We start from the raw sequence: 19,431 nt of genomic DNA, 5'->3' as shown, positions 1-19,431 counted from the left end.
GGGCGCAACCTCAGCGCGGGGGCACCGCCACCCGGGCGGCGAGCGGGCGTCCGGCCAGCCGCCGGATCGTCAGGTACGCCTCGCAGCCGAGGCAGAGGCCGAACGCGGCGTTGAGGAACGCGGCGGCCAGCGCCGCACCGGTGGCGGCCAGGCCGAGCGCGGGCAGCCCGGCGAACCAGCCGGCCGCGCCGGCGACGCTGAAGACCAGGCCGACGACCTGGGCGAAGCGCACCGGCGCGACCGGCTCCAGCTCCGCCGGCGGGTCCAGCCGGGGCGCCACCAGGGCGCGGAACAGCAGGCCGTACGGGCCGACGCGCGGGTTCAGGGCGGTGAGCGCGAACACGACGGCCTGGGCGAGCAGGAGCGGCCCGGAGCCGGTGACGAGGACGATCGCGAGGACGACTGTGGTGAGGACGGCGGCGAAGCGCGGTCCTCGGGGGTCGAGCAGCATGGGGTGGGTCCGTTCGTGCGGGGGCGGTCGGTCAGGCGGGACGCGCCGCCGCACAGAGGCTCGTGGCGAGCCGGCCGTGGTCCACCACCCGGCGGCGGGTCAGCCGCACGCCGGTCATCGCGCCGCCCCGGCCGTGAGCGCGTCGATCAGGTCGTCGCGGTCGGGCACGCCGGCGGCGCGGCGCACCACGCGGCCGGCGGCGTCCACCAGCAGCACCGTCGGGGTGCGCCACACGTCCAGTTCCCGGGCCGCGTCGAGGTGTTCGTCCACGCCGACCTCCCGCACCGCGACCCCGTCGACGCGGGCGGCGACATCGGCGAGCACCCGGCGGGCGGCCCGGCAGGGCGCGCAGACCGGTGCGGAGAACTGGACCAGCGTGACCTCGCCGGGGCGTACCCCGAGGGCGGTGAGGGTGGCCCGGTGCGGCGCGTCGGCGGCCGATGGGCGCTTCCGGACGGCGCGCAGCCGCCCGTCGTGGCGGCGGCGCCACCAGCCGAACGCGGTGGCGGCCGCGAGCACCGCGACGAGCACGACGATCCCGGTCAGGCTGGGCGACTGCACCGGCCCAGGCTGCCACGGCGGGTCGCGGAAGACCATGGTCCGTCCCGGTCAGCGGACGTGAGATCGCCTACTCCGGCGGTAGGAGCAACCGGCCCACCGGCCGGCGAACGTCGCTTTTGTCCTCTGGCGCGCCGCGCGAGCTTGGCAATATTCTCCACCACGCGCGCAGTCGTTGCAGTTCCTTTACATCGCCCGGCGCCGGCCGGGCCATCGAGGAGGCGAGATGCACTTCGACCACCCCGAGCTGGACCGCCGTACGCTGCTGCGGGCCGGCCTCGGCGCCGCCGCGGTCGCGGTCGTCGGCAGTGAGCTCGCCCTGCCGGCCGCCGCGCAGGCCGCGCCGGGCGCGGACCTCGACTGGATCATCAGCTGCGACGAGTGGGCCGCCCGCCCGCCGGCCGACCCGCTGTCGGTGAGCGCGATCCCGACCAACAAGATCATCGTGCACCACATGGCGTTCCCGAACGTCACGGACTACTCCGAGGAGCACGCCAAGCAGCTCGCCCGCGACTGCCAGGACCTGCACATGGACGGCAACGGCTGGTCCGACACCGGGCAGCACTTCACGGTGAGCCGCGGCGGTCACGTCCTGGAGGGACGCCACGGCAGCCTGGACCGGCTGCGGGCCGGCGACCGGCAGATGATCGCCGCGCACTGCCCGGGCGAGAACGGGCGAGCCATCGGCATCGAGAACGAGGGCACCTACGTCAGCGAGACGCCGCCGGAGGAGTTGCTCGACTCCCTCGCCCGGCTGTGCACCGCGATCTGCCGGCAGTACGGGCTGCACGCGCACGACATCTTCGGTCACTGGGACTTCCGCGCCACGCTCTGCCCGGGCGCGATGTTCTACCGGGAGTTCCCGGCGCTGCGCCGCGCGGTGTTCCAGAAGCTGGGCACGAAGCTGGGCGACGTGCCGGCCCGCCGCTGGCCGGACATCTGGCGTTTCGTCGGCGGCCCGGTGGTCCAGGTCGCGCAGTACCTGCTCACGTTCCGCGGCTACACCGTGCCGGTGAACGGCGTGTTCGACGCGGCCACCGTCGCGGCGGTCCAGGACTGGCAGGCGCGCAACGGCATCCCGGTCGACGTCGACGCCACGCTCACGGCGCCGACCTGGGAGACCCTGGCCCCGGAGCTGGACCAGAAGTCGTCGGGCGTCCCGGTGGTGGCCGCGCAGTTCATGCTCGCCTCCAAGGGCTACGCCGAGGTCACCCCGACCGGCGAGTACGACCACGCGACCCGCACGGCGGTGAAGGACCTCCAGCGCCTGCACGGACTACCGCCCAACGGCAAGATCAGCACCACTACCTGGTGCGCGCTGGTGGGGGGTGTGGTGCGCCAGTCGTTCCACAAGCACTGACGGCGCACCGGCGGGGAGAGCGGTGGGGGTGGCAACGGCGCCACCCCCACCGCGTCGTTGTGGGACGGATCGCGGCGAAACGTCGGCATTGACGACTGGTGAACGACGGCTATCCCGGACGGCTGTGGTGCGCCGATCATTGCCCGCAGATAGATATGAGTCATTCTCACCTCCGGGCAGAACGCCCGGGCACGGAGGCCGAGACGCCGTCAGCCGGGCGTACCGAACGGCCCTACTCCGCGTCCCCGGAGGATCGCCATGCCATTACCCGCCATCCGTGCCCGCCTCGCGGCGCTCACCGCCGCCGCCCTCACCGCGAGCGTCCTGACGGTCGTCGCGCCGTCACCGGCGCTCGCCGCCACCACGTTCACCCCCGACGACTACTGCCTCGGCCAGTGCGCGGACATCCTGCCCCCCGGGCAGAACGGCAACGCCACGCTCGCCGGCATCCTGGCCCACCAGGCGCTCGGCACCCGCCCGGCGCACTCCAGCGACCAGCTCGACGAGTACGCCAACCTGGTCTACAACTACGCCGGGCTGACCGACGAGCAGATCGCCCACTTCTACAACGACGCCTCGTTCGGCGTCCCCGACGCCCAGGTCGAGAGCACGATCTCGCCGCGCTCGGACGTCACCATCGTGCGGGACAAGGCCACCGGCGTCCCGCACGTCACCGGCACCACCCGCTCCGGCACCATGTTCGGCGCCGGGTACGCCGGCGCCCAGGACCGGCTCTGGGTGATGGACCTGCTGCGGCACGTCGGCCGCGGCAACGTCACCTCGTTCGCCGGCGGCGCACCCGGCAACCGGGAACTGGAACAGAGCGTCTGGGCCAACTCGCCCTACAGCGAGGCGGACCTCCAGGCCCAGGTCGACGCGCTGCGCCTCAAGGGCACCCGGGGTCAGCAGCTCTACACCGACGTCGTCGACTACATCGCCGGCATCAACGCCTACATCGACAAGTCGATCGCCGACGACAACTACCCCGGCGAGTACGTGCTCACCGGCGCCGGGAAGCCGAAGCACTTCACCATGACCGACCTGATCGCCACCGCCGGTGTCATCGGCGGGCTGTTCGGCGGGGGCGGCGGCAGCGAGATGCAGTCCGCGCTGGTGCGGGTGGCCGCCCGGGCCAAGTACGGCCCGACCGAGGGCGACCGGGTCTGGACGGCGTTCCGCTCCCAGAACGACCCGGAGACCGTGCTGACGCTGCACGACGGGCAGAGCTTCCCGTACGGCGCGACGCCGCCCGGCGCCACCAGCGCGGTGCTGCCCGACGCCGGCACCGTGGTCGCCGAGCCGCTCGCGTACGACGCCACCGGCGGAGCCGCCGCCCGCACCGGCACCAGCGCCGCCACCAAGGACCTGGTCGGCGGCCTGTCCAACCTGCGGGCGCACGGCATGTCAAACGCGGTAGTGGTCTCCGGCCGGCACACCACCACCGGCAACCCGGTCGCCGTGTTCGGCCCGCAGACCGGCTACTTCGCCCCGCAACTGCTCATGCTCCAGGAACTGCAGGGACCGGGCATCAGCGCGCGCGGCGCCGCGTTCGCCGGGCTGAACCTCTACGTGCTGCTCGGCCGCGGCCAGGACTACGCGTGGAGCGCCACCTCCGCCTCCCAGGACCTGACCGACACGTACGCGGTGCCGCTGTGCACCACCGACGGCAGCGCGCCGACGCTGCGCTCCAACCGCTACCTCTTCCGCGGCCAGTGCGTGGCCATGGAGGTGCTGGAGAAGCGCAACTCCTGGTCGCCGACGCTCGCCGACTCCACCCCGGCCGGCGCGTACACGCTGCGCGCGCTGCGCACCAAGTACGGGCTGGTGTCCTACCGAGGGCTGGTCAACGGGCAGCCCACCGCGTTCACCAAGCTGCGCTCCACCTACCGGCACGAGGCCGAGTCGGCGATCGGCTTCCAGGCGTACAACGACCCGGCGGCGATGGGCAGCGCGGCGGCGTTCCGGGCGTCCGCGGCCAGCGTCGGGTACGCGTTCAACTGGTTCTACGTCAACTCCACCGAGGCGGCGTACTACAACTCCGGCTCGAACCCGGTGCGCTCCTCCGCCTCCGACCCGAACCTGCCGATGAAGGCCGAGCCGGCGTACGAGTGGGCCGGCTGGAACCCGGACACCAACGACGCCACGTACGCCCCGGCGTCGGCCCACCCGCAGTCGGTCAACCAGGACTACTACGTCAGCTGGAACAACAAGCAGGCGCGTGACTTCGGCGCGGCCGACGGCAACTTCAGCTACGGCGCGGTGCACCGGGGTCAGCTGCTCGACGGCCCGGTGAAGGCGGCCATCGCCCAGCGCAAGGTCGGCCGCGCCGACATCGTCCGGATCACCGCCGAGGCGGCGGTGACCGACCTGCGCGGCCAGCAGGTGCTCGGCGAGCTGCTGCGGGTGCTCGACAGCACGCCGGTCACCGACCCGGCACTGGCCGCCGCGGTGACCAAGCTGCGGGCCTGGCAGCAGGCCGGGTCGCGGCGGGTGGAGACGTCACCCGGGTCGAAGGTCTACCAGCACGCCGAGGCCATCCGGATCTTCGACGCCTGGTGGCCGCTGCTGGCCTCGGCGCAGTTCCGCCCCGGCCTCGGCCCCGACCTGTACGCCGCGCTCGTCGACGCGCTCGAAGTCAACGAGGCGCCCTCGGGCGGCCAGAACGGTGGCCGCGACGGCACCGTGAACTGGGCGTCGCAGGGGCAGGCGCACAAGGGCTCGGCGTTCCAGTACGGCTGGTGGGGTTACGTCGACAAGGACCTGCGGGCCGTGCTCGGCGACCCGGTGGCCGGCGGGCTCGGGCGCACGTACTGCGGCAACGGCAACCTGGGCGCGTGCCGGCAGGCGCTGCTCGACACGCTCGGCCAGGCCGCCGCGGCGCCCGCGACCACCGTCTACCCGGGCGACTCCTCGTGCGGTGCCGGCGACCAGTGGTGCGCGGACTCGATCGCCCAGTCCGGGCTCGGCGGCATCACCCACCCGCTGATCGCCTGGCAGAACCGGCCCACGTACCAGCAGGTCGTCTCGTTCCCGGCGCGCCGGGGCGACGCGGTGACCAACCTGGCGCAGGGCCGTACCGCCACCGCGTCCAGCACGCAGTTCCTGACCAGCAACACCCCGGCGAAGGCGGTCGACGGCAGCCTCGGCACCCGGTGGGCCAGCAGCTACAACGACAACCAGTGGCTGCGGGTGGACCTCGGCTCGGCCCGGACGATCAGCCGGGCGGTGCTGCGGTGGGAGGCCGCCTACGCCACCGGCTACCGGATCGAGGTCTCCGGTGACGGCAACTCCTGGCAGCCGGTGTTCAGCACCACCACCGGCAACGGCGGCGTCGACAACGTGACGTTCGCCCCGGTCAGCGCCCGCTACGTGCGGATGTACGGCGTCACCCGGGCCACCTCGTACGGCTTCTCGCTCTACGAACTCGAGGTCTACGGACGGTGAGGCGCACGCGACCGGCCGGCGGGTGTTCCCGCCGGCCGGTCGTCTGTGTCCGGGCAGGTCAGCCGCGCTCGTTCGAACATGTGTGCGAGGATGGCGGGGTGTCGAGCGAGGCCACCATCCTGCACGCCGACCTGGACGCGTTCTACGCCTCGGTCGAGCAGCGCGACGACCCCCGGCTGCGCGGCCGGCCGGTGATCGTCGGCGGCGGCGTGGTGCTCGCGTGCAGCTACGAGGCCAAGGCCCGGGGCGTGCGCAGCGCGATGGGCGGCCGGCAGGCGCGGCGGCTCTGCCCGGACGCCGTCGTGGTGCCGCCCCGGATGGCCGCGTACACGGCCGCCAGCCGGGCGGTGTTCGAGATCTTCCGGCACACCACCCCGCTCGTCGAAGGGCTCAGCATCGACGAGGCGTTCCTCGACGTGGGTGGGCTGCGGCGGCTCGCCGGAACGCCGGCCGCCGTCGCGGCCACGCTGCGGGAGCGGGTACGCCGAGAGGTCGGCCTGCCGATCACCGTCGGCGTGGCCCGGACGAAGTTCCTGGCGAAGGTCGCAAGCGGCGTGGCGAAGCCGGACGGGCTGCTGGTCGTGGAGCCGGACCGGGAACTGGCGTTCCTGCACCCGCTGCCTGTCGAGCGGCTGTGGGGCGTCGGCCCGGTCACCGCCGCGCGGCTGCGCGACCGCGGCATCCGTACCGTCGGGCAGGTGGCCCGGCTGGACGAGCCGGCGCTGGTGTCGCTGCTCGGCGCGGGCGCCGGCCGGCACCTGCACGCGCTGGCCCACAACCGCGACCCACGGGCGGTGCAGGTGGGCCGCCGCCGCTCCTCGATGGGCGCGCAGCACGCGCTGGGAGGCGGCCCGCACTCCCCCGCCGACCTGGACGTGGTGCTGGCCGGGCTGGTCGACCGGGTCACCGGCCGGATGCGCGCCGCCCGCCGCACCGGCCGCACGGTGACGCTGCGGCTGCGCTTCGCCGACTACACCCGCGCCACCCGGTCGCACACGCTCGACGAGCCGACCGCGCAGACCGGGCCGCTGCGGGCCGCCGCCCGTGACCTGCTGCGCGCCGCGCTGCCGCAGATCGCGGAACGGGGCGTCACGCTGCTCGGCGTCTCGGTGGGCAACCTCGGTGCCGGGCACACGCAGCTCACCCTGCCGTTCACCGCCGAACCCGGCCCGGCGCTGGACGCCGCCGTCGACGCGGTACGGGACCGCTTCGGCGCACGGGCGCTGACCCGCGGCGTCCTGCTCGGCCGCGACCCGGGCGTCGAGATGCCCCGGCTGCCGGACTGACCGGCCGACCTCGTCCCGGAGTAGGAGACGCCCTCCGACCCGTGGCCGCGAACGCGGCCTGCGGGCGGGCGCGACCGGCCCGGTCCGTCACGAGCATCTACAGGCATGACTACCGTACGGAACCGGGCGGCCGGATGGCACCGCCCCCTGATGCTCCTCGTGTCCGCGATGGCGGTGCTCACCGTCGTCGCCGCGGTCGGCGTCGTCGCCGATCCGCGCGTGCTCACCGGCGCGCCCATCTGGGCCAAGCCGCTGAAGTTCGCGATCTCCTTCGTGCTCTACGGCGTCACGCTGGCCTGGATGCTGTCCCTGCTGCCCCGCCGTAGCCGGGCGGCCGAGCGGGCCGCCACCGTGATCGTGGCCATGTCCGTGGTGGAGATGGTCGTCATCGTGGGTCAGGTGCTCCGGGGCACCACCAGCCACTTCAACGGCACCACGTCGCTGGACGGAATGCTGTTCAGCGTCATGGGCGCGGCGATCATGGTGCTGTTCGCCGCCCAGCTCGTGCTGGCGGTCGTGCTGTCCCGCCGGTCCCTCGCGGACCGGGCCGGCGGGTACGCGGTGCGGCTCGGTCTCGCCGTGTCCCTGCTCGGCATGGTCGTCGCGTTCCCGATGGTGGCGCAGCAGCCGGCCGGCACGCCCGCCGGGATCAGCGGCGCGCACAGCGTCGGGGTGCCCGACGGCGGCCCGGGGCTGCCGCTGCTCGGCTGGAGCACCACCGGCGGCGACCTGCGCGTCGGGCACTTCGTCGGCATGCACGCGTTGCAGGCGTTGCCGCTGCTGGCGATCCTGCTCGACCGGTTCCTCGGCAGGCGGCTGGACGAGCTGACCCGGGCCCGGCTGGTGCTCGTCGGCGGGGCCGCGTACGCGGCACTGACGCTGCTCGTGACCGCCCAGGCCCTGCGCGGGCAGCCGCTGCTCGCGCCGGACGGGCTCACGCTCGCCGCGGCGGCCGCGCTGGTCGTGGCCACGGCGGCGGCCACCGCGCTGGTGCTGGCCCGCCGGGCCCGCCGTACCGAGGTGGTGCTGGTCGGATGAGCACCGCGCTGTTCAGTCTGACGTTCGCGCTCGCGGCGCCGTTCTGGGCGCTGATGATCCTGGCGCCGCGCTGGTCCTGGACCGGCCGGATCGTCGGCTCGCCGCTGATCGTGGCGCCGGTGCTGCTCGTCTACGCGGCCCTGGTGCTCCCCGCGCTCGGCACGGCGCTGCCGGTGGTGACCGCGCCCACGCTCGACGGCCTGCGAAACCTGCTCGGCACCGCCGACGGCGCGGCGGCGGCCTGGGCCCACATGATCGCCTTCGACCTGTTCGTCGGCAGGTGGATCTGGCAGGACTCCCGGGAGCGAGGGCTGCCGGCCCTGCTCACCGCCCCGGTGCTGCTGCTCACCGTCCTGCTCGGCCCGATCGGGCTGGCCGTCCACCTCGGACTGCGGTCCGCGTGGCGGCGGCCGGCGAACGCGGTGGCTACGGCCGCACCGGTTGCCTAGGCTGACGCGGTGGGCTGGACCGGTCGGCTGTTCGACGCGCGGGACACGTTCGCGCGGGTCCTGCTGCTGGACCTCAGCGGCATCGGCTACCTGGTCTTCGGTCCGCACGGGAACTCGGCCGCCACCGGTACGCAGTGGGCGCTGGCGGTCCCGGCGTTCCTGCTGGCCCTGCTGTGCCACCGCCGGCCGCTGCTCAATCTGCTGATCCAGTCGGCGCTGCTGGTCGCCGCGCTCGTGCTGGTCGACGACGTGGTGATCAACCAGGTCGGTGCGAGCTGGGCGCTGCTGGAGCTGACCATGCGGGCCACCCGGCCACGCACGATCTGGCTCGGCGCCGGGCTGCTCGCCGCCGTCGACCTGACCGACCTGATCGGGCTACCGGTCCGCGCGGCGTTCACCGGCCTGTTCGGGCTGGCCGTCACCGTCGGCCTGCCGCTGCTGCTCGGACTGGTCGTGCGGACCACCCGGGAACTCGGGCGGCAGGCCGAGGAGCGGGCCGAGGCAGAGCGGCGCCGGCGCGAGTCGGAGAGCCGGGCGGCCCGCGCCGACGAGCGCGGCGCCATCGCCCGGGAACTGCACGACGTGCTCGCGCACCATGTCGCGTCGATGGTGCTGCGGGTCGGGGTGGCCCGGCACGTCCTGCCCGACCTGGATCCCCGGGTCGGCGAGGTGTTCGACGACGTGCACGCCACCGGCACGGCCGCGCTGACCGACCTGCGGCGGCTGGTGGCGGTGCTGCGCGACCCGGACGGCGTCCGGGGCGACGCCGCGCTGACCGCGATCGAGCCGTCGGCGCTGCCGGCCGCGCTCGGCGCGGCGGTCGACCGGGCCCGGCAGGCCGGCGTCGTCGTGGAGGCCGACGTCGACCCCGCGATCGGCACGCTCGACGCGGTACGCGGCCAGGCGGTGCTGCGACTGACCCAGGAGGCGTTGACGAACGTGGCGAAACACGCCGGCGCGGCGGCCCGCGCACACCTGAGCGTGTCGGTCGAGGACGGCGCGGTGCACTGGGCGGTCACCGACGACGGGCGGGGCGCCGCGCCGGCCGGGGTGCCCACCGGCGGTGGCCACGGCATCGTCGGCATGCGTGAACGGGTCGAGGTGCTCGGCGGGCGGCTGGAGGCCGGGCCCACCGGGTCCGGCTGGCGGGTCCGGACCGTGCTGCCCCCGGCCGGGCCCACCCACCAGGCGCCTCGGCCCCGCGCCGGCATGCCGGAGCCGGCGTGATCCGGGTGCTGCTGGTCGACGACCAGCACCTCATCCGGGCCGGCCTGCGGATGCTCTGCGACGCCGAGCCCGACCTCGAGGTGGTCGGTGAGGCCGACAACGGCCGGGACGCGGTCGCCCTGGCCGCCCGGCTACGACCCGACGTGGTGGTGATGGACCTGCGGATGCCCGGCGTCGACGGCATCACCGCGACCAGCCGCATCCTCGCCGACCGGCCCGCCACCCGGATCATGGTGCTCACCACGTTCGGCGACGACGACCACCTCTACCCCGCGCTGACCGCCGGCGCCTGCGGGTTCCTGCTCAAGGACGCGCCCCCGGCCGACCTGCTCGACGGCGTCCGCCGCGCCGCCGCCGGCGACAGCCCGTTCAGCCCGGACGTGCTGCGCCGGCTGGTCGACCGCGCGGTGCACGCCCGCGCCGGCGCGCCCCGGCGGACGGCCGACCTGACCGCCCGCGAGCGGGACGTGCTGGACCTGGTCGCCGACGGCCTGTCGAACACCGAGATCGCCGAGCGGCTGCACATCGGGGTGACCACAGTGAAGACGCACATCACCAGCCTGATGACGAAGACCGGCAGCGCCAACCGGGTACGCCTGGCGCTGTGGGCACGCGGCGGCTGACCGGGTCACTCCTCGATCGCGCCGCCCACCGCCCGCAGGTGCGCCCGGAACGTCAGCGCCGGATCCGCCTCCCGGGCCGCCAGGTACGCGCCGAACCCGACCTGCGCGCGCAGCGACTCCCCGGCCCGGATCCGGCCGGCCTGCCGCCGCTCGGTGTCCCGGATGGACTCGGCCAGGTCGAACAGCTCCCCGGCCCGGTCGGCGGCCACGAACACCACGCCGTCGTCGTCGGCCAGCGCCAGATCCCGCGGCCCGACGGTGAACGGCCCGACCCGGGCGTGCGCCAGCGCCCCGTCCGGGCGCGGGTCCAGCTCCAACGGCCCGCTCGGGGTGGCGCCGAGGCTGAACACCGGCAGCCCGACCGCGACCAGGTCCGCGGTGTCCCGGTGCGCGCCCCACACCACCAGCCCGGCCAGGCCGGCGGCCCGCGCCTCCAGCACCACCAGGTCGCCGACACAGGCCCGGTCGGTGCGCCCGCCGTCGTCGACGACGAGCACGTCCCCCTCGGCGGCCTGCTCGATCGCCTCCAGGAAGACGTCCACGCTGCCGGCGTGCCGGGCCGGGCGGACCGGGCCGGCCAGGCGCCGCCCGGGCAGCACCGGGACGACGGCGGCCGGGGCGCAGCGGACGGGGACACCGGCGCGCAGGCAGGCGTCGGCGACGTGGGCGGTGCTCAGCGCGGCGAAGCGCGCGGCCGGCGCGTCGTGACGGATGTCCATGCGCCGACGCTAGCCAGCCGGACCGGCCCGGGCAGGTGCCAGTTGACGCCCGGTGGCCTTCGGCGGGTGCCGGACGCCGGGCCGGCGCGGGACCGGCCGGCTCATCCGGGCCCGGACCGGCGGGCGCGCCTCCGACTCCCCCGCGCCGGCGGCCCGGCGCACACTGCCGTTTGCGTCCTCGGGCCGGCAGCCGGTGGCCCGCAGCAGCTCGCTCTGCGCGGTCCGCAGGTCGCTGATCATCGCCTCGCCGAACGCGCGTACGCCCTGCGACCAGGCGCGCCCGGCCAGCTCGGCGCCCTGCCGGACCAGCTCCCGGGTGCGTTCCAGATCCGCACCGGAGTTGCCGGCCCGCTTCAGCTCCCGTACCGCCTGGCCGAGGCGGGCCACCGCGTCGGGCAGCGCGGGTGGAATCGGCTCGTCGTACTGCAGCGCGGTGGCGGAGCGGCGGGCGATCGAGCGGGCGTACAGCACCAGGCGTTCGAGGTGCTGGGTCGCTTCGGCGTACCTGTGGAACTGGGCGCGGCGGTGCCAGCGCGCCGGCGCGATGGTGACCACCTCCTCGGCCCCGCTGAGCGCGTCGTTGAGCCGCCCGATGTCCGGTTCGATCCCGCGCAGGTCCTCCAGGGCGCGCTGGGCCGCGTCGGCGTCGCGGCGGGTCAGCGCGTGGGCGACGGCGTCGAGCTTCTCGGTGAGCCGGGCGACCACCGGTTCCACCGCCCGGTCCAGCACCCGGATCGGGTTGACCGGCAGCAGCAGCGCCACCACGAACAGGCCGACCAGGCCGCCGACCAGCGCGTCGAAGATACGGGGCAGCTCCAGGCCGGGCTGCACCGGCGCGAGCGTGGCGATCAGCACCGCCGTACCGCCGGCCTGGCCGACGAGCGCGCCGCCGCGCCCGGCCACCAGCAGCGCGGTGGCGATGGCCAGCGTGACCACCAGGCCGGTCTGCCAGGATCCGCTGCCCAGCAGCGCGCGCAGCAGGTCACCGACCAGGATGCCGAGGCCGACGCCGATGAGCAGCTCGAACGTGCGCCGGGCACGCTGGCCGATGGCGGTGGCGATGGTGCCGACAGCTGCGGCGGGGGCGAAGACGTGCGCGCCGGAGCCGAGCAACTCCTGGGCGATCAGCGCGGCGAGCGCCGCGGCCAGCCCGGCCTGCGCGGAGATCACCACGGTGATCTCCAGCTGGCGCAGCCGGTTGCGGCCGGCCGCGCCACCCTCGGCCCGGGCCCGGGACAGCGCGAGACCGCCCCGCTCGACCGCCCGGTCCAGGGGCGAGCGGACGGTGTCGGCGCGGCGGTCGGCCATGACGGCGGTTACCCGCCTCCGGACCGGTGAATCGTCCGCCGCGCTCCCGCGCGCCTTGGGCGGGTCAGCGGCGGAGCGTGCGGTCGAGCAGGTCGAACAGCGCCGTCCAGTGCCGCTTCGTCGCCTCCTCGTCGTACATCGGGGTGTCCGACTGGGTATAGCCGTGGCGGGCGCCGGCGTACACCTCGGAGCGGTACGTCACCCCGGCCGCGTCGAGCGTCTTCTCCAGCGTGGCGATCTGCTCGGCGGTCATCGACGGGCCGGCGTCGGCGTGCCCGAAGTAGAGCTCACCGGTCACCGCGCCGACGGTCAGGTGCGGGCTGTCCGGGGCGTCGGTGACCACCCGGCCGGCGTGGAACGCGGCCACCGCGGCGATCCGGTCCGGCAGCGCCTCGATCGCGCGCAGCGCGTTCGTGCCGCCCATGCAGTAGCCGGTGATCGCCGCCGGTCCCGGCGCGACATCCGGGCGGGTGGCCAGGAAGTCCAGGTAGGCGGCGGTGTCGCGGGCCACCACGTCCGGCGTCAACGCGGCCATCATCGGCCCGATGCTCTCGAACAGGGCGCCCCGGCGGCTGTCGTCGGCGAGCGCGCCGAGGTCGATCAGCGGGGCCCGCCCGGCGCGGTGGAACAGGTTGGGGGCGAGCACCACGTACCCGCGCTCGGCGATCGTGGCGGCCATCTCCGCGACCCGGGGCCGCAGCCCGAACGCGTCCATGAACAACAGGACGGCCGGGAAGGGCCCGCCGGTCTCCGGCACGGCCAGGTAGGCGTCAGCGGTTCCGTCGGGGGTGGGCACGTCCACGGTCGTCGGCTGCACTGTCGGGGCCTCCTCGCTGCGGGTTCCGCGCTGCAGGCTACCCCCCGGCCCGGCGGCCGTTTGCGGAGGTCCAGCGTGGGAATCCGGCGATCCCGGCGGAGGAAGGCGGCGAGATGGACCAGGATCAGTTCATCGGCGCGGTGGCCCAGCGGTGCGGCGCGTCCGCGGAGCAGGCCACCGCGATCACCCGGGCGACCTTGACCACGCTGGCCGAGCGGATCGACGGCGGGGAGGCCCGTGACCTCGCCGACCGGCTGCCGGAGGCGCTGCGGGCGTACGCGTTCGGCCCGGCCGAGGACGCCGAACCGTTCGGGCTCGACGTGTTCGTCGAGCGGGTGAGCGGACGCGCCGACGTGGACGTGGACGCCGCCCGGGACGGCATCACCGCCGTGTTCGACGTGCTGCGCGACGCCGTCGACCCGGCCGCCTACGCGCAGGTCGTCACGCAACTCCCGGCCGAGTACGGCGAGGTGGCCGACCAGAGCGCCCCGTTCGTGCGGCGCACGGCGTGACGGGCACGCGATGAGCGAGGACGCGCTGCGCCGCCCGCCCGAGGCCGACGCGCAGGAGCAGCGGCAGGACGAGACGCTCGTCGGCCCACCCGACACGGTCGACGCGGCGGTGCCCGAGGCGAGCGCGGCGGACCTGGCCGAGCAGGGTGTGCTGCGCGCGCCGAGCGACCGGGCGGGCCTGGGCGAGTCGGTGCGCGACGACCTCACCGCCGCCGACGCGGTGGAGCAGAACACGGAGATCCCGCTGCCCGACGAGGAGCACTGGGCCTGACCGCCTCAGTGGTCCGGGCTGTCGGAGCGGGCCATCAGCCGCAACGCGTTCGGGTCCAGGCCGATGCGGACCGGCGTCTGCCCGTACGGCTCGCCGTCGACCTCGATGCGGGCCGGCCGGTCGGTGTCCAGCCACAGCTGGCGTACCGCCAGGAACGGCTCGTCGCCGAGGGTGCGGCGGTGGCCGGCCGCCGCGTTGCGCGCCGTCTCGCGCAGCAGCCGGCGCCGGGTCGGCCCACCCACCGGGTACGCGACCAGCAGCCGGTCGTCGGCGGTGGCGTCGGCGGTGATCGGCCGGCCGGCGTGGAAGCCGCCGTTCGCCACGTACACCTGGTGCGTGGTGAACGTGTGCTCGCGGCCCTCGGCGCGGACCGTCACGGCCAGCGGCCGGTGCCGGGCCAGCAGGCCCAGCCCGGTCAGCGGGTACGCGAGCCGCCCGACCACCCGCTTCAGCCCCGGCGGCGCGGCCTGCATGATGTCGGCGGACAGCCCGATCCCGACGTGGTTGGTGAACCGGGTGTCACCGATCAGGCCCAGGTCGACGTCGATGACCTTGCCGTCGGTGAGCACCGCGATCGCCGCGTCGAGATCGAGCGGGACGCCGACCGTACGGGCGAAGTTGTTAGTGGTGCCCAGCGGCAGCAGGCCCATCGCGATGTCCCGGTGGGCGAGCAGCCGGGCCGCCGCGCCGACGGTGCCGTCACCGCCGCCGGTGACCAGCAGGTCCGGTCCCAGGTCGGCGGCCTCGGCGAGCACCCGGTCCAGCTCGCCGGGCCGGTCCACCGGGTACGCGCCGAGCAGCGTGAACCCGGCCGCGCGCAGCCGCGCGTGGACGGTGTCGTAGAGCCGCCGGCCGCGCCGGGAGTGGGCGTTGACCACCAGCGCCGCCCGCCGTCGTTCCCGGATCGCCGTCGACAGCTCCTGCTTGGTCCGCACGGATGCGACCCTATCCGGCGGCGCCGGGTCGCCGGTCGGCCGCCGCGCGCTGGTGGACGGCATCGGTTACCGTCGCGAGCGCCGTGATCGTCGATCTTCGAGGGTGGATGTCCCGATGAACCAGCCGGCAACGCCGCAGGTGACAGCGCCAGTGCCCCCGCAGCCGTACCGCCCGGCGCGGGCCCTGATCGGGCTGGCGCTGGTCGTCCCGGCGGTGATCGCCTGGGTCTGGTCGTACGTCCTGCCCACGCTGTCCACTGTGGCCCGCAGCTTCCAGGCCGACGGGCCGCGCGGCTCGGACGAGTCGGTCGGCACGGCGAACTACGAGACCGCCTTCAGCTCCGGGTTCGCCGGGCAGGTCGGGTTCGCGGTGCTTCTCGGCCTGATCCCGCTGGCGGTGGCGCTGCTCGCCGCGCCGCTGCTCGCCGTCCTCGCCGACCGGGCCGGCCGGGTCACCCGCCTGGTCACCCGGGGCGTGCTGGCCCTGCCGCTCGCCGCGTACGCGCCGGTCGCGGTGCTGCTCGGCCGGCGTGGCGAGGCCATCGAGGCGGGCACCCTCCGGCAGGATCTCCAGTCCCCCCGGACGTTCCTCGTCTCGACACTGGCACAGGTGACGTTCGGGCTGGTCGTCGCGGTGGCCGCGACGCTGTACCTGAGCGCCCTGCGCCGCCGCGAGCCCGACCACCGGCCCGCGCCCGCCATGCTGGCCGTCGGCGGGCTGCTCGGCCTGGGCGTCCTCGCCGCCGCCCTGCAGACGTACGCCGCCCCGGCGATCCTGACCGGCGGCGGGCCGACCGGAACCACCACGGCGACGCCGGTGTTCGCCGCGACGCAGACCGCCTTCCGCACGATGCGCCTCGGTGTCGGATCCGCCACGTCGACGCTGCTGCTGGTGCTGCTCGGGCTGCTCGGGCTGGCCGCGGTGGCGCTGATCCTGGCCACCCGGCTGCGCATCGAGTTCGACGGCTGGCGGGACGGCCCGGCCGTACGGGAGGCGGAGTCCTTCGCCGGCCGCCGGCCGCTGCTCGTCGCACTGACCGCTGTCGCGCTAGTCGTCGTCCTCGGCGTGACCGTCTGGGCGTCGCTGCCGTGGCTGCGGAACCTCTCCTCCGACGCCGGGCGGCTGCCCAACGGGGTCGAGACCTCGACCGTGTTCGCCAACACCTGGGTGCCGCCGCTGATGTCCACACTCGTCGCGGTGACGGTCGCGGCGCTGGCCGGGTTCGGGATCGGCGCGCTGCGGCCGCTGGGACGCTACAGCGAACTGCTGCTGGTGCCGTTCGCGCCGTGGCTGTTCGTCGGCGTGGGCCCGCTGGCCATCGCCGGGTTCGAGCGCACCGAGGAACTCGACCAGCTCGGCATGTTCCTCGGCCTGGTGCCGCCGGTCTGGCTGTCCGTGCCCGCGCTGTTCGCCTTCACGCTGCTGTTCCGGGGCCAGCACGCGCGGTGGCGCTCCGGTGGCGACGCCGGCCGTACGCTGTTGCTGCCGGCGCTGCCGATGTTCGCGGTGACCGCGTTGCCGACCTGGCTGGCACACGCCCAGGGGACACTGTGGACGACGCTGGTGAGCCGGGGCCCGGACAGCCTCACCGCGCCGGCGCTGGTCCAGATGATCGCCAATCTCCGCTTCGGGCCGGAGGGCGAGCTTCCGCTGGGCCTGGTCCTGCCGCTGCCGATGCTGCTCCTGTTCGTGGTGCTGTTCGCCGCGCTCATGATCGGCTACGTGGATCGGCTGGCCATCCGGACGGGCCGGCGGACCGACGCCGGCGAGCTGCCCGCCGGGGCGGACGAGCCGGTCCGCAAGGTCACCGCATAGGGAAACCCCCGATTACGGGCGGTGACGACGCGCCTAGCGTCGGAGCCATGGCATCTGACGCGCTCACACCGGCCCGGACCATCCGTACCCGCCGCGCCCGCCTGGCGCTGCTGCTGCTGCTCGCCCTGCTCGCGCCGGCCGGGTGCGACTCCGGCGGCGGGATCGTCGACGCCGGGTCGGCCGACACCGCGGCGGGCGAGGACGGCGGCGACCCGGACGCGGGCGCCGTGGACGACGTCCGGCCGCCGTGCCCGTTCACCGCCGCCCAGGTCTCCGAGCTGGTCGACCGGAAGCTACGCGACGAGGGCAACTGCTCGTTCGGCGACGGCATCGCCCAGCTGGCGGTCACCACCGCCTCGGCCACCGCCGGCAAGGCCACCTACGACTACCAGCACGACCAGGCCGGCCAGCAGTACGAGAAGGTCGTCGACCTGGACCGGGGCGAGCGGGGCTACCTCGCGGTCAAGGACGTCCGCGGCGAGGCGGTGCTGATCGACGGCAAGGGCACGTACACGGTGACCATCAGCAGCTTCGGCGGCGGCACCGCAGGCAACGAACAGATCCTGCGCCGCACGCTCGACGCGATCCCGGCCTGAGCGGGGGCAGGCATGCGAACCCGCCGACTGATCGCGCTCGCGCTGGCCGCGGCCCTGCTCACCGCGTCCGCCGGCTGCGGCGGCGACGAACCGCCGGCCGCCGGTGGCGCCGTACCCGGTGCGGGCACGCCGGTCGCGGACCCGGCCGGGGAGGCGCCGGCCGAGCCGAGCGCCGAACCGGTGGACGGCGCCGCCGATGCGCCGCAGGCGTGCACGCTGGTGTCGAAGGACGACGCCGAGCGCCTCGCCGGCACGCCGCTGGAGGAACCGGTGGTGGCCGGGCAGTCCTGCACCTACACCGGCCCGGTGAGCGGGCCGACCGCTCAGGTCGAGGTGTTCGTGGGCGAGGGCGCAAAGAAGTACCTCGACATCGAGCGGCAGCTCGGGCACGAGCTCCGTGAGCTGACCGGCACGGCCGACGAGGCCCTGCTCACCTACGAGGCGTTCTTCCTGCGCAAGGGCGAGCTGTGGGTCGCGGTGCGGCTGATGCGGCTCAACGACCCGCAGGAGAACCGGGCGCCGCTGGAACGGCTCGCCCGTACCGTCGCCGGCCGGATGTGAGGCGGCCGGTGCGCGGCCGTCGGCTGCTCACGGCCGGCTTGGTGGTGCTGCTCGTGGTGACCGGCTGCGGCGGCCCCACACCGGGCCCGGCCGACGCGGGCGACGGGGAGCCCCGGTACGGGCAGGCCCCGGCGCCGGGCAAGGACGTCACGCTGCAACCGGACGTGGTGCTCGTCGGCGGGGGCAGCCGCACCGTGCGGTCGGTGAGCCCGGACGGGCTGATCTGGCGGCTCGACCCCGGCGCGCGCGACGCCGACCGGCTCGCGCCCGGCCGGGTCATGTTCCTCACCGGGCGCGGCGTGGGCCGGGTGCTCGACCTGGCCGAGGACGGCGACGACCTGGTCGTCACGATCGGCCCGGTCACGCTCACCGAGGTGATCCGCGATGGCACGTTCGGCGGGGACGGCGTCACCCTCGACAACCCGACCGTCTACGTGGCGGGTGAGCCGTCGTGGACCCGGGAGGTCGCGGCGGCCGGTGGCACGCTCGGCCGCTCCCGCCCGCTCACCGTCGCGCCCGCGCAGCCGCCACCCGCGCCGGGCGGGCAGGCCGCCGCGAGCGCCCACGGCTACCGGGTCCGGACGTTCTGCTGCGCCGGTGGCGTCGGCACGCACTTCACGTACGACGACGGCGGGCTCCGGCTGGCCGGCACCGTGACGCTGACCGTGGGCCGACCGGCCGCGTCGTTCCACCTGGCCATCGGCGCCGGCAAGGTGACCCGGGCCGAGCTGGAGATCGGCGGCGGCTTCGGCATCAAGGTGGACTTCACCGCCGGCATCGACGGCGGGCAGAACCACCGCCGCACGTTCCCGGTCCCGGTCGACATCGCGTTCCCGATCGGGCTGGTCGCCGGCCTGCCGCTGTCGTTCACGGTGAGCCAGACGCTTGAGGTGGCCACCGCGTTCGGCGCGAAACTGGGCACGTTCCGCGGCTCCGGCGAGTACGCCCTGGCCGGCAAGCTCGGGTTCGGCTACGCGGGCGGCCAGGTGGGCTCGCGCGTGACCGAGGGCTTCGCCCGCCGGGTGAGCCTGCTCGACTCGCTCACCGGTGTGCCGGTCGGCGTGATGGGGCTGGTCGTCCGGCACGGCGTGCGGTTCACCATGGGCATCAGCGCGTTCCTGTTCACCGCCGGGATCTGGTTCGAGCTGGTCACGTCGTACGGCGCCACCATCGGGTCCGCGCTCGGCGCGCCGTACGCGCTGTGCCGGGGCGTCGGGCTCGGCGTGCGGGCGCGGTTCGGGATCGGCTACCGGATCCTGGAACCCGTCGTCCAGGTGATCAACAAGTTCCTCAGCCTGCTCAGCCCGTCCCGGGCCCCACGGATACCGCCGATCGTGGCGTCCGGCGGGCCGAGCTGGAGCGCCGACGTCTACCGCAACCAGGAGGTGATCCCGCCCGTCTCGATATGCGGACAGGTTCCGGGCTAGGCCGCGCCGACGCTGGGTTCACGGGCGCCGCTG

Annotated in this window: 19 protein-coding genes; 13 read left to right on the top strand and 6 right to left on the bottom strand. The window is 75.0% G+C overall.

Going from position 1 to position 19,431, the window contains the following annotated elements; translation table 11 throughout:
- Positions 1-10 precede the first annotated feature (10 nt).
- Positions 11-451 carry a DUF4395 domain-containing protein gene (locus SM452_RS07600; RefSeq protein ID WP_262011580.1) on the bottom strand — a complete coding sequence of 147 codons (441 nt, stop codon included), beginning with the start codon at positions 449-451 and terminating at the stop codon, positions 11-13.
- A 114-nt stretch (positions 452-565) separates the two neighbouring features.
- Positions 566-1,012 (bottom strand): TlpA family protein disulfide reductase, encoded by a 447-nt coding sequence (locus tag SM452_RS07595; protein ID WP_355508731.1) that lies wholly within the window; start codon positions 1,010-1,012, stop codon positions 566-568.
- A gap of 223 nt (positions 1,013-1,235) precedes the next feature.
- On the opposite strand from SM452_RS07595, the gene SM452_RS07590 reads away from it, so the two are divergent.
- The 7 genes from SM452_RS07590 (at position 1,236) to SM452_RS07560 (ending at position 10,436) form a co-directional block, all read left to right on the top strand.
- The gene (locus tag SM452_RS07590; RefSeq protein ID WP_355508733.1) at positions 1,236-2,369 is read left to right on the top strand and encodes a peptidoglycan recognition protein family protein; all 1,134 of its coding nucleotides are present in this window, start codon (positions 1,236-1,238) and stop codon (positions 2,367-2,369) included.
- A gap of 258 nt (positions 2,370-2,627) precedes the next feature.
- Complete coding sequence (locus SM452_RS07585; protein ID WP_463839581.1) at positions 2,628-5,813, top strand: penicillin acylase family protein; 3,186 nt, start codon at positions 2,628-2,630, stop codon at positions 5,811-5,813.
- Positions 5,814-5,911: 98 nt separating this feature from the next.
- Entirely contained in the window at positions 5,912-7,099 is a 1,188-nt protein-coding gene (gene dinB / locus SM452_RS07580; protein WP_463839580.1) for a DNA polymerase IV, read from the top strand.
- Between the two features lie 105 nt (positions 7,100-7,204).
- Entirely contained in the window at positions 7,205-8,137 is a 933-nt protein-coding gene (locus SM452_RS07575) for a hypothetical protein (protein WP_262011584.1), read from the top strand.
- Positions 8,134-8,586, top strand: a complete 453-nt coding sequence (locus SM452_RS07570; protein WP_262011585.1) for an ABA4-like family protein — start codon at positions 8,134-8,136, stop codon at positions 8,584-8,586. Before SM452_RS07575 ends, SM452_RS07570 begins: the two co-directional genes overlap by 4 nt.
- 9 nt (positions 8,587-8,595) lie before the next feature.
- The gene (locus tag SM452_RS07565) at positions 8,596-9,813 is read left to right on the top strand and encodes a sensor histidine kinase (protein WP_435588009.1); all 1,218 of its coding nucleotides are present in this window, start codon (positions 8,596-8,598) and stop codon (positions 9,811-9,813) included.
- On the top strand, positions 9,810-10,436 hold the full coding sequence (locus tag SM452_RS07560) for a response regulator (RefSeq protein WP_463839579.1): 627 nt from the start codon (positions 9,810-9,812) through the stop codon (positions 10,434-10,436). Before SM452_RS07565 ends, SM452_RS07560 begins: the two co-directional genes overlap by 4 nt.
- 5 nt (positions 10,437-10,441) lie before the next feature.
- Here SM452_RS07560 and SM452_RS07555 read toward each other — a convergent pair whose 3' ends face one another.
- From SM452_RS07555 to SM452_RS07545, 3 genes are all read right to left on the bottom strand, one after another.
- Positions 10,442-11,155, bottom strand: coding sequence for an RraA family protein (locus SM452_RS07555; protein WP_463839578.1), 714 nt, complete (start codon positions 11,153-11,155; stop codon positions 10,442-10,444).
- A gap of 9 nt (positions 11,156-11,164) precedes the next feature.
- Positions 11,165-12,463: an FUSC family protein gene (locus tag SM452_RS07550; protein WP_463839577.1), complete on the bottom strand. Its 1,299-nt coding sequence runs from the start codon at positions 12,461-12,463 to the stop codon at positions 11,165-11,167.
- Between the two features lie 64 nt (positions 12,464-12,527).
- Complete coding sequence (locus tag SM452_RS07545; RefSeq protein WP_463839576.1) at positions 12,528-13,280, bottom strand: dienelactone hydrolase family protein; 753 nt, start codon at positions 13,278-13,280, stop codon at positions 12,528-12,530.
- 113 nt (positions 13,281-13,393) lie between these two features.
- Between SM452_RS07545 and SM452_RS07540 the strand changes: the two genes are divergently transcribed.
- On the top strand, positions 13,394-13,792 hold the full coding sequence (locus SM452_RS07540) for a DUF2267 domain-containing protein (RefSeq protein ID WP_262011591.1): 399 nt from the start codon (positions 13,394-13,396) through the stop codon (positions 13,790-13,792).
- Between the two features lie 10 nt (positions 13,793-13,802).
- Positions 13,803-14,063, top strand: coding sequence for a hypothetical protein (locus SM452_RS07535; RefSeq protein WP_262011592.1), 261 nt, complete (start codon positions 13,803-13,805; stop codon positions 14,061-14,063).
- Between the two features lie 5 nt (positions 14,064-14,068).
- Here SM452_RS07535 and SM452_RS07530 read toward each other — a convergent pair whose 3' ends face one another.
- Positions 14,069-14,998: a diacylglycerol/lipid kinase family protein gene (locus SM452_RS07530; protein WP_463839575.1), complete on the bottom strand. Its 930-nt coding sequence runs from the start codon at positions 14,996-14,998 to the stop codon at positions 14,069-14,071.
- Between the two features lie 115 nt (positions 14,999-15,113).
- On the opposite strand from SM452_RS07530, the gene SM452_RS07525 reads away from it, so the two are divergent.
- Genes SM452_RS07525 through SM452_RS07510 form a run of 4 tightly spaced genes read left to right on the top strand, consistent with a single transcriptional unit; the run spans position 15,114 to position 19,398 of the window.
- A complete protein-coding gene (locus SM452_RS07525; RefSeq protein ID WP_463839574.1) occupies positions 15,114-16,814 on the top strand; it encodes a sugar ABC transporter permease in 1,701 nt (566 codons plus the stop codon).
- Positions 16,815-16,861: 47 nt separating this feature from the next.
- Positions 16,862-17,410 carry a hypothetical protein gene (locus SM452_RS07520; RefSeq protein WP_463839573.1) on the top strand — a complete coding sequence of 183 codons (549 nt, stop codon included), beginning with the start codon at positions 16,862-16,864 and terminating at the stop codon, positions 17,408-17,410.
- 12 nt (positions 17,411-17,422) lie between these two features.
- Positions 17,423-17,971 carry a hypothetical protein gene (locus SM452_RS07515; protein ID WP_463839572.1) on the top strand — a complete coding sequence of 183 codons (549 nt, stop codon included), beginning with the start codon at positions 17,423-17,425 and terminating at the stop codon, positions 17,969-17,971.
- Positions 17,972-17,979: 8 nt separating this feature from the next.
- Positions 17,980-19,398, top strand: a complete 1,419-nt coding sequence (locus tag SM452_RS07510) for a hypothetical protein (protein ID WP_435588004.1) — start codon at positions 17,980-17,982, stop codon at positions 19,396-19,398.
- Positions 19,399-19,431: the final 33 nt, after the last annotated feature.

Source organism: Micromonospora sp. SYSU B005, assembly GCF_055362685.1.
This window is presented reverse-complemented; position numbering and strand designations above follow the sequence as displayed.